Source organism: Streptomyces sp. NPDC059917, assembly GCF_042730635.1.
Taxonomy (GTDB): Bacteria; Actinomycetota; Actinomycetes; order Streptomycetales; family Streptomycetaceae; genus Streptomyces.
This window is the reverse complement of the sequence record NZ_JBHWLC010000033.1, coordinates 77513-87484: the sequence shown is the minus strand read 5'-3', so window position 1 is coordinate 87484 and position 9972 is coordinate 77513. Positions and strand designations below refer to the sequence as shown.

Here is a 9972-nt window from a genome sequence, read left to right as displayed (position 1 = left end):
GTCGCGTTCTCGCGACCGGGGCCCCTCCTTCATGTCGTCCGCGGGGGTACCTAGGGGCGGCGGCCCGTCGGCTCGCCCAGGATGCCCGCCGGGATGCTGATGCCGGGGTCGGGGATGCCCGGCGTACCGGTGCCCGGGTCGCCGGTGGTCGCGCCCGCGATCGTCTGCCCGCCCGGCGAGCCGTCGCCCGGCTTGCCGTCGCCGCCCGGCTTACCGGGCTTGCCCGGCTTGCCGGGGCGGTTCTGGGTCGGCGGGTTCGCGTTGCCGCGGCTGCCGCCCGAGGGGGTCGAGGGCTCCGGGATGCTGACCGTGGTGAAGGTCGGGGACTCGCGGCCGGAGAGGGCGCCCGAGACGGCGTCCTTCCAGATCGGACCGGGCAGGCCACCACCGAAGACCTTCGGGTAGAACTGCCCGCCGATGGTGATGTCCTCCATCGAGATCTTCTTCGCGCCGCCCGAGCCGACCCACACCGCGCCGGACATGTTCGGGGTGTAGCCGACGAACCAGGCGTTGTAGCGGTTGTCCGTGGTACCCGTCTTGCCCGCGCTGTCGCGGTCGGTCAGACCGGCCTTCTCACCGGTACCGGAGTCGACCACCCCGCGCAGCAGGGTGTTGATGGTGTCGGCGGTGGACTCCGACATCGCCTGGTCGCACTTGCTCTTCGGCACCTGGAGCGCCTTGTTGTGCGAGTCGGTGATCGCCTCGATCGCGATCGGGGTGCAGTAGACGCCTCGGTTGGCGAAGGCGGCGTACGCGTTGGCCATCGTCAGCGGGGACATCTCGGCGGAGCCGAGCGCGATGGACGGGGACTCGGGCAGCTTCTCGCCGCTGGCCGGGACGACGTTCAGCTTCTGCGTCATCTCGGTGACCGGGCAGAGGCCGACGTCGCCGATCATCTGGACGAAGTACGTGTTGATGGACTTCTCCATCGCCGTCTTCAGCGCGTACGGACCGAACTCGTCCTCGGTCTCGTTCTGCGCCTTCTCGTACTTCTTGGTCTTCGGGTCGCGCTGGTTGACGTAGTTCGTGCCGTCGCAGCGCGCGATCGGGCTCGGGTAGTCGACCTCGTACGGCGCCGGGTAGACCTTGGTCGGCTGCGTCCCGCGCTCCAGGGCCGCCGCCGCGATGAACGGCTTGAAGGTCGAGCCCGTCTGGAAGCCGAAGTTGGAGCCGCCCATCCGCTTGTCCACGGAGTAGTTGATCTGCGTCTCGTTCTTCCCGAAGCCGTACGGCTTCGACTGACCCATCGCCAGGACCCGGCCGGTGCCCGGCTGGACCATGGTCACGGCCGTCGAGATCGAGTCGTCCGCGTAGACGTGCTCCTTGATCGAGGCGTTGGCCGACTCCTGCGACTGCGGGTCCAAGGTGGTGCGCACGGTCAGGCCGCCCTGGTTCCAGACCTTCGCCCGCTCCTCGCGCGTCTTGCCGAAGACCGGGTCGGTCAGGAAGGTGTTGCGCACGTAGTCGCAGAAGAAGCCGGCGCCCTTGACGGCGGTGATGCAGCCGTTCTTGGGGCGGGTGACCTTCAGCGTGACGGGCTTGGCCTTCGCCGCGTCCGCCTCCGCCTGCGAGACGTCCTTCATGTCGGCCATCCGCTGGAGGACGACGTTGCGGCGCTTCATCGACTCCGCGGAGTCGTTGACCGGGTCGAACCGGCTCGGCGACTGGACGATGCCCGCGAGCAGCGCGGCCTCGTCCAGGGTCAGGTCCTTGGCGGGCTTGCTGAAGTAGCGCTGCGCCGCCGACTCGATTCCGTAGGCCTGCTGGCCGAAGTACGTGATGTTGAGGTAGTTCTCGAGGATCTTCTTCTTCCCGAGTTCCTCCTCGACCTGGATCGAGTACTTCAACTCGCGGATCTTGCGGCCGAGGCTCTTCTCCTGCGCCTCGCGCACCTTCGACTCGTCGTCACCGGCCTCTTCGACGAAGACGTTCTTCACGTACTGCTGCGTCAGCGTGGAGGCGCCCTGTGCGGCGCCGCCCTCCTGCGCATTGCGGTTCACGGCGCGCAGGATGCCCTTGAGGTCCACCGCGCCGTGTTCGTAGAAGCGGGAGTCCTCGATCGCGACGATCGCCTTCTGCATGTACGGCGAGATCGCGGTCAGCGGGACGACCTGGCGGTCGCGCGAATAGACAGTGGCGATCAAGCCACCCTCGGAGTCCAGGATCGTGGTGCGCTGGCTCAGCGGCGGTGTCTTGAGATTGGCCGGGATCTCGTCGAATCCTTCGACCGTGCCCTTGGCCGCGAGGCCCAGCGCGCCCGCGCCGGGGATCGCGATGCCGGCGAGCACGACTCCGGAGAGAACGGACACCCCCAGGAACCTGGCGGCCTGTTGGCTCCCCGAGAGCCCTCCGCTTGAGCGCTTCTTTCCCATGAGGGGCAGCCTACGTTCTCATTCGCCGGACACATGCGAATGCCTTGGCCTAAGCTGGCAACAACTGTCACAGCAGTGTGGCGCGACATCAACCCTGCGGCGTGGTTTTCACCCTTCCCGAAAGGGGTGAACTCTTGTCCGAATCTCGCGCCCGTCACTGGGGGTTCACCGTCGATTCACCCGAATTGCCGGAATGGTCGGGCATGTCGTCCGATCACTCCGTCGGGTGATCTGCCGCTTACCCATAGTCCGTTCGGACCATTCAAGATTGGGCCCGACGGGGGTGTTGCACTGTGCCCGCCTTCCGTAACGTCCTCAACTGGCAGCGGTGAATATGCCGCTACCGCCGTGGGGGAGCCTCGATTCGGGAGAGGACGGCGCCGGGATGGGCTGGGTTACCGACTGGAGTGCGCAGGCAGCCTGCCGCACTACCGATCCGGATGAACTGTTCGTTCAAGGAGCGGCACAGAACAGGGCCAAGGCGGTGTGCACCGGATGTCCGGTGCGGACCGAATGCCTGGCCGATGCGCTCGACAATCGCGTCGAGTTCGGCGTGTGGGGCGGAATGACCGAGCGGGAGCGTCGCGCATTGCTGCGCAGGCGTCCCACCGTCACCTCGTGGCGACGGCTGCTCGAAACCGCCCGTACGGAGTACGAGCGCAGTACGGGCATCCTCACCGTGGATGTCGATGCGGAGGTCGATCTTCGGTTCGAGACGTACGCGGCAGCCGGGTAGACCCCCGCGCAGCCCGTCTACGCTCCGGCCGGTACCCCGGCCGCGAGCCGCTCTCCGATGGCCCGTAGCCCGGCGAGGTCGTGTACATCGCCGGGCAGGGCGGCCACTTCGGCCACCGCCACCTCCGGGTGGAGCGAGGTGAAGCGATCGCGTGTGCGTCGTTCGCGCGCGATCACCTGCATGCGCTCGGCGTGCAGGCGCAGCAGACCCGCGGTGATCTCGTCCGCGCCGATTCCGGCGGGCGCGATCTGCTCGTCCGCGATCTGCTCGTCCGCGATCTGTTCGGCCAGGGGCGTGCCGGCCGCGGAGGTGTCGGCCGTGGACGTGTCGGCCGTCGGTGTTCCGGTCGGGGATGTGTCGGCCGTGAAGTCGTGCGGAGCCGTGCCGTTGCTCGGGGCGGGGCCGGTAGGGGCGGGGGAGCCGTCCTCGGCGGAGCCACGATGTCCAGCTTTCCCGGACTCCTGATCGACAATGCCGCCCTCTTCAAGATTCTCTGCGGCGGCCAACGCCCGCTCCGCGGACAGCTGGTCGGCCCCGCTGCCGTGCACCCGGTTCAGGACCAGCCCGGCCAGCGGCATCCGTTCCGCGGCCAGCCGCTCCACGAAGTACGCCGCCTCGCGCACCGCGTCCGCTTCGGGCGCCGCGACCACGAGGAAGGCCGTACCGGGCGCCTGCAACAGCCGGTACGTCGCGTCCGCGCGGGTCCGGAAGCCGCCGAACATCGTGTCCATCGCGGCGACGAAGGTCTGTACGTCCTTCAGCAGCGAGGCGCCCATCAACTTGCTCAGCGTGCCGGTCATCATCGACATGCCGACATTGAGGAACTTCATCCCGGCCCGGCCGCCGACCTTCGCCGGAGCCATCAGCACCCGGATGAACTTCCCGTCCAGGAAGGACCCCAGCCGCTTCGGCGCGTCCAGGAAGTCCAGCGCGGAGCGGCTCGGCGGGGTGTCGACGATGATCAGGTCCCAGTCGTCCCGGGCGCGCAGCTGCCCGAGCTTCTCCATCGCCATGTACTCCTGCGTGCCCGCGAACCCGGCCGACAGGGACTGGTAGAAGGGGTTGTCCAGGATCGCCTGGGCCCGCTCGCCCTCCGCGTGCCCCTCGACGATCTCGTCGAAGGTCCGCTTCATGTCCAGCATCATGGCGTGCAGTTCGCCGCCGCCCCCCTGCGCGCCCCCGGGCCCGCCCACCCCGGCGACCCGCCGCGGGGTGTTGTCGAGGGAGTCGATGCCCAGCGACTGGGCCAGCCGGCGCGCCGGGTCGATGGTCAGGACGACCACCGTGCGCCCGCGTTCGGCCGCGCGCACGCCCAGCGCGGCGGCCGTGGTGGTCTTGCCGACGCCGCCGGAGCCGCAGCACACGATGATCCGGGTGTTCGCGTCGTCGAGCAGTGCGTCGACCGCCAGTCGCGGCGGAGTGTCCAGGCCCATGGTCGCCGTGCTCCCCAGCATCTCGCTCATTCGGTCCCCACCTGCTTGCGCAGTTCCGTCGCCAGCTCGTACAGCCCGGCCAGGTCCATCCCCGCGCCGAGCTGGGGCAGTTCGTACGCCGCCACGTCGAGCCCCTCCAGGACCGCGCGCTGCTCCCGCTCCAGCTCCACCCGGCCCGCGTGCTCCGCGGCCTGCTCCAGCAGCGGGTCCAGCAGCCGCTCCGCCAGGCCCCCGCGGCGCGCGCCGCCCAGGCCCGCCCGGGACAGGGACCGCGCCAGCTCGGCGCGGCGGTCCCCGGCGGCCGCCCGCAGGGTTCCCTCGTCCAGGTGGTGCGGCCGCATCATGTTGACGACGACCCGGCCGACCGGCAGCCCGGCCGCCCGCAGCTCGGCGATGCCGTCCACGGTCTCCTGGACCGGCATCTCCTCCAGCAGCGTCACCAGGTGCACGGCCGTCTCGGGGGACTTGAGCACCTTCATGACGGCCTGCGCCTGATTGTGGATCGGACCGAAGCGGGCCAGCCCCGCCACCTCGTCGTTGACGTTCAGGAACCGGGTGATCCGCCCGGTCGGCGGCGCGTCCATCACCACGTGGTCGTAGACGAACCGGCCCGCCTTGTCCTTGCGCCGCACCGCCTCGCACGCCTTGCCGGTCAGCAGCACGTCCCGCAGGCCCGGTGCGATCGTCGTGGCGAAGTCGATGGCGCCCAGCTTCTTCAGGGCGCGCCCCGCCGAGCCGAGCTTGTAGAACATCTGGAGGTAGTCCAGCAGGGCCCGCTCCGCGTCGATCGCGAGCCCGAACACCTCCCCGCCGCCCGGGGCGACGGCGATCTTGCGCTCCTCGTACGGGAGCGCCTCCGCGCCGAAGAGCTGCGCGATCCCCTGCCTGCCCTCCACCTCCACCAGAAGCGTGCGTCCGCCCTCGCGTGCGAGGGCGAGCGCGAATGCCGCGGCGACCGTGGTCTTTCCGGTGCCGCCCTTGCCGCTGATCACCTGGAGCCTGCTCACAGCGACCGAGCCTAATTCCTCGGTGCCGCCGCCGTGGGCGGTGGGGGCAGGACGGGTCGCGCATCACGTCCCGGGACAGGCACTACGCTCGCTCCCATGACCAAGAAGTTCGAATACGCGACCGTTCCGCTGCTGGTCCATGCCACCAAGCAGATCCTGGACACCTGGGGCGAGGACGGCTGGGAGCTGGTCCAGGTGGTGCCCGGACCGAACAACCCCGAGCAGCTCGTGGCCTACCTCAAGCGGGAGAAGGCATGAGCACCGGCGCCGTAGAGGCGAAGCTGGCGGAGCTCGGCCTGACGCTGCCCGACGTCGTCCCGCCGCTGGCCGCCTACCAGCCCGCCGTGCGCTCGGGCGCCTACGTGTACACCGCGGGCCAGCTCCCGATGGTGAAGGGCAGCATGCCGGTCACCGGCAAGGTCGGCGCGGAGGTGTCCGCCGAGCAGGCCAAGGAACTGGCCGCCGTGTGCGCGCTGAACGCCCTGGCCGCCGTGAAGTCCGTCGTGGGTGACCTCGACCGGATCGCGCGCGTCGTCAAGGTCGTCGGCTTCGTGGCCTCGGCCCCCGACTTCACCGGGCAGCCGGGCGTGCTGAACGGCGCCAGCGAGCTGCTGGGCGAGGTGCTCGGCGAGCGCGGCGTGCACGCGCGCAGCGCCGTCGGCGTCGCGGTGCTCCCGCTGGACGCCCCCGTTGAGGTCGAGATCCTGGTCGAGCTGACCCCCGACGAGGTCTAGCCGCTTCCGCCTTCGCCGAGCCCCTTGTCGCCGCTCCCTCCGGGGTGGGGCGGCAGGGGGCTCTCGAACATCCCGCCGGATACCCGTAGCATCCCGCCATGCCGAATGATCCGCACGGCCAGTCGACCGGCGAGTCCACCGCCCCCGGCGGCCAGTGGTACCCGCCCGAGTGGCCCGACCGCATCCGCGCCCTCGCCGACGGGTCGTTGACCCCCGTGGCGCCCAAGCGCGCGGCCACCGTCATGCTGCTGCGCGACGGGGCGGACGGCGGCGCTCCCGCCGTGCACATGCTCCGCCGACGCGCCTCCATGGCCTTCGCCGGAGGCGCGTACGCCTATCCCGGCGGCGGCGTCGACCCGCGCGACGAGGACCACCGCATCGGTTGGGCGGGGCCGCCCCTCGCGACCTGGGCCGCGCGCATGGGCACGGACAGCGCGACCGCCCAGGCCATCATCTGCGGCGCGGTCCGCGAGACCTTCGAGGAGGCCGGGGTCCTGCTCGCCGGTGAGGGCCCCGACACGGTCGTCGGCGACACCACCGGGGACGACTGGGAGGCCGACCGGCGGGCGCTGGTCGCGCGCGAGCTGTCCTTCGCCGAGTTCCTGGACCGCCGGGGCCTGCTGCTGCGCTCCGACCTGCTCGGCGCCTGGGCCCGCTGGATCACCCCGGAGTTCGAGCCGCGCCGCTACGACACCTGGTTCTTCGTGGCCGCCCTGCCGGCCGGCCAGCGCACCCGCAACGCCTCCACGGAGGCGGACCGGACCGTGTGGATCCGCCCGAGCGAGGCCGCGGCCGGCTACGACGGGGGCGAGCTGCTGATGATGCCGCCGACCATCTCCACCCTGCGCTCGCTGGAACCGTACGGGAGCGCCGCCGAGGCGCTCGCGGCGGCCGCGGGGCAGGACCTGGCCCCGGTGCTGGCCCGGGCGACGCTGGAGGACGGCGAGCTGGTGCTCAGCTGGCCGGGCCACGACGAGTTCACCAAGCGGGTCCGCCAGGGAGGCACACCGTGACCTATGCCGCCGCACTGCCGGGCCAGCCGCGCGGGACCGTCGCCTCCGGTCCGGCCACCGCGCGCGCGGTGAACGTACTGGCCCCCAACCCCTCCGCGATGACGCTGGACGGCACCAACACCTGGCTGGTCTCCGAACCGGACTCCGACCTCGCCGTGGTCATCGACCCGGGCCCGCTGGACGAGGGCCACCTGCGCAACGTGGTCGACACGGCCGAGCGGGCGGGCAAGCGGATCGCGCTGACCCTGCTCACGCACGGCCACCCCGACCACGCCGAGGGCGCGGGCCGCTTCGCCGAGCTGACCGGGACCAAGGTGCGCGCCCTGGACCCGGCGCTGCGCCTGGGGGACGAGGGCCTCGCGGGCGGCGACGTCATCCGGGTCGGTGGCCTGGAGCTGCTGGTGGTGCCCACCCCGGGCCACACCGGCGACTCGCTGTGCTTCCACCTCCCGGCCGACGGGGCCGTCCTGACCGGGGACACCGTCCTCGGCCGCGGCACCACGCTGGTCGCGCATCCCGACGGCCGGCTCGGGGACTACCTCGACTCGCTGCGCCGGCTGCGCTCCCTGACCGTCGACGACGGGGTGCGGACCGTCCTGCCGGGCCACGGGCCGGTCCTGGAGGACGCGCAGGGCGCGGTGGAGTTCTACCTGGCGCACCGCGCGCACCGGCTCGCCCAGATCGAGACGGCGGTGGAGAACGGGTTCGCCACCGCCGAGCAGGTCGTCGCCCACGTCTACGCCGACGTGGACCGCTCGCTGTGGCCGGCCGCCGAATGGTCCGTACGCGCCCAGCTGGAGTACCTGCGCGAGCACGGCCTGATCCCGGGCGGCCCGGAGACCGACGGCACGCTCTAGCGAGGGGACCTGCGGCCGTGCCGGGCGGTGTACTCCGCGGCGAGCCACGGGCCGAGGTCGTCGAGGTGCGTGCGCAGGACCTCCCGGTCGGTGCCGGGGTCGAGGCCCTCGGCGGCGGCCGCGCGCATCTGGTCGGCGCGGTCCGGGTAGTAGTCGGCGAACACCCGCGCCGACTCGGCCAGGTCGCTGGTCCAGCCGCCCCAGCGGGGCATGACCAGGGTGAAGCCGGTGCGCACGAGCCGCCGTGCGAGGAAACGGTTCAGCTTGCGCAGCTCCGCGTCCGTCCGCGCCGCCGCGGCCCGCTCGCGCGCGGTGGCGAGTACGTCGTCCAGGTCGCCGTTGGTCTCCCGGGCGAGCAGCGCGTCCGGGCGGTAGCGCGGCAGGTGCTCGGCCAGGTCCGCACCGAGCAGCGGGGTGCACAGGCAGGCGAGGAACCACCCCAGGTCGTGCCGCTCCGCGTCGCTGAGCAGGGTCTCCTTGCCGTAGAGCAGGATGCCGGCGCCGTCCGTCTGCGCGAAGTCCAGGTCGAGCCCGCGCGCGAGCACCTCGGCGGTGTCCCGGTCCTCGCCCGTGGGCTCGCGGTGCAGGGCGAGCAGCAGGTCCAGGTCCGAGCGGCCGGGCCGGGCGGTGCCGCGCGGCACGGACCCGTACAGGTAGGCGCTGTGCAGCCGCTGCCCGTACGCCTCGGCGATCCGCGCCCGCGCGGCGGCGACCACGTCCCGGAAGGGCGCGGGCACCCGCCCCAGGGCGCCCTCGCGCTCGATGAACCCCTCGGAGTCCAGCCCTCTGTGTCCCATGCGGATCACTGTGGCACCCCGGCCCCGGGTCCCGGCGGAGGCCGGGACGCGCGAAAGGGGGCCCCGCCCTGAACGGGCGGGACCCCCTTCACGGGTGTCGCGGGTCGGCGTACGGCGTCAGCGCGAGCGCTTCGCCAGCCGCTCGACGTCGAGCAGGATCACGGCGCGCGCCTCGAGGCGGAGCCAGCCGCGCCCGGCGAAGTCGGCCAGGGCCTTGTTCACCGTCTCGCGGGAGGCGCCGACGAGCTGCGCCAGCTCCTCCTGCGTCAGGTCGTGCACGACGTGGATGCCCTCTTCGGACTGCACGCCGAAGCGGCGCGACAGGTCCAGGAGCGCCCGGGCCACACGGCCGGGAACGTCGGAGAAGACCAGGTCGGACATCTGGTCGTTGGTCTTGCGCAGGCGGCGGGCCACCGCGCGCAGCAGCGCGGTCGCGACCTCAGGCCGGGCGTTGAGCCAGGGCTGGAGGTCGCCGTGGCCGAGGCCGAGCAGCTTGACCTCGGTCAGCGCGGTCGCCGTGGCGGTGCGCGGGCCGGGATCGAAGAGCGAGAGCTCGCCGATCAGCTCGCCGGGGCCGAGCACGGCCAGCATGTTCTCGCGGCCGTCGGGCGAGGTGCGGTGGAGCTTCACCTTGCCCTCGGTCACCACATACAGGCGGTCGCCGGGGTCGCCCTCGTGGAACAGGGCGTCACCGCGGGCGAGGGTCACCTCGCCCATGGATGCGCGGAGCTCCGCGGCCTGCTCGTCATCGAGCGCCGCGAAGAGCGGGGCGCGCCGCAGAACGTCGTCCACGAGTCTCTCTCCTATGTCGACCGGCGTCAGGGGACCTTCGTCCCCCATTTTGCCGGACGCCTTAAACAGTGCGATCAGTCACTCAAGTCACAAGGATGCCGGACATACGGGTGTGCTGTGCGGCGAGAGGCCAATCGGAGTGGTGTTACCAGAGGTCCGGGCGGGTGTCAGCGCCCGGCCTTAGGCTGGCCGGGTGTCCAATAAGCCGGTGAGAGCACAGGCCAAGGGGTC

Annotated in this window: 10 protein-coding genes; 5 read left to right on the top strand and 5 right to left on the bottom strand. The window is 71.7% G+C overall.

All coding sequences use genetic code 11. The features are described 5' to 3' along the window. Window positions 1-50: 50 nt before the first annotated feature. Window positions 51-2372 carry a transglycosylase domain-containing protein gene (locus ACFWAR_RS20515; protein WP_385779092.1) on the bottom strand — a complete coding sequence of 774 codons (2322 nt, stop codon included), beginning with the start codon at window positions 2370-2372 and terminating at the stop codon, window positions 51-53. 385 nt (window positions 2373-2757) lie between these two features. Here ACFWAR_RS20515 and ACFWAR_RS20510 point away from each other — a divergent pair, with 385 nt between their 5' ends. Continuing rightward, a complete protein-coding gene (locus tag ACFWAR_RS20510; protein ID WP_330331229.1) occupies window positions 2758-3108 on the top strand; it encodes a WhiB family transcriptional regulator in 351 nt (116 codons plus the stop codon). 17 nt (window positions 3109-3125) lie between these two features. On the opposite strand, the gene ACFWAR_RS20505 is transcribed toward ACFWAR_RS20510, so the two are convergent. Then, window positions 3126-4571 (bottom strand): ArsA family ATPase, encoded by a 1446-nt coding sequence (locus ACFWAR_RS20505; RefSeq protein WP_385779089.1) that lies wholly within the window; start codon window positions 4569-4571, stop codon window positions 3126-3128. Then, window positions 4568-5548 (bottom strand): ArsA-related P-loop ATPase, encoded by a 981-nt coding sequence (locus ACFWAR_RS20500; protein ID WP_385779087.1) that lies wholly within the window; start codon window positions 5546-5548, stop codon window positions 4568-4570. Before ACFWAR_RS20500 ends, ACFWAR_RS20505 begins: the two co-directional genes overlap by 4 nt. A gap of 96 nt (window positions 5549-5644) precedes the next feature. On the opposite strand from ACFWAR_RS20500, the gene ACFWAR_RS20495 reads away from it, so the two are divergent. The 4 genes from ACFWAR_RS20495 (at window position 5645) to ACFWAR_RS20480 (ending at window position 8152) form a co-directional block, all read left to right on the top strand. Next, entirely contained in the window at window positions 5645-5806 is a 162-nt protein-coding gene (locus ACFWAR_RS20495) for a DUF4177 domain-containing protein (RefSeq protein ID WP_007264966.1), read from the top strand. After that, complete coding sequence (locus ACFWAR_RS20490; RefSeq protein ID WP_385779085.1) at window positions 5803-6282, top strand: RidA family protein; 480 nt, start codon at window positions 5803-5805, stop codon at window positions 6280-6282. The genes ACFWAR_RS20495 and ACFWAR_RS20490 overlap by 4 nt, the downstream gene beginning before the upstream one ends. A 98-nt stretch (window positions 6283-6380) precedes the next feature. Continuing rightward, window positions 6381-7295: an NUDIX hydrolase gene (locus ACFWAR_RS20485; protein ID WP_385779083.1), complete on the top strand. Its 915-nt coding sequence runs from the start codon at window positions 6381-6383 to the stop codon at window positions 7293-7295. Next, complete coding sequence (locus ACFWAR_RS20480; protein WP_385779080.1) at window positions 7292-8152, top strand: MBL fold metallo-hydrolase; 861 nt, start codon at window positions 7292-7294, stop codon at window positions 8150-8152. Before ACFWAR_RS20485 ends, ACFWAR_RS20480 begins: the two co-directional genes overlap by 4 nt. On the opposite strand, the gene ACFWAR_RS20475 is transcribed toward ACFWAR_RS20480, so the two are convergent. Together ACFWAR_RS20475 and ACFWAR_RS20470 are read right to left on the bottom strand one after the other, a co-directional pair. Next, window positions 8149-8949 carry a nucleotidyltransferase domain-containing protein gene (locus ACFWAR_RS20475; RefSeq protein WP_385779078.1) on the bottom strand — a complete coding sequence of 267 codons (801 nt, stop codon included), beginning with the start codon at window positions 8947-8949 and terminating at the stop codon, window positions 8149-8151. The genes ACFWAR_RS20480 and ACFWAR_RS20475 overlap by 4 nt on opposite strands. 117 nt (window positions 8950-9066) lie before the next feature. Continuing rightward, window positions 9067-9741 carry a Crp/Fnr family transcriptional regulator gene (locus ACFWAR_RS20470; RefSeq protein WP_003981529.1) on the bottom strand — a complete coding sequence of 225 codons (675 nt, stop codon included), beginning with the start codon at window positions 9739-9741 and terminating at the stop codon, window positions 9067-9069. Between the last annotated feature and the right edge of the window lie 231 nt (window positions 9742-9972).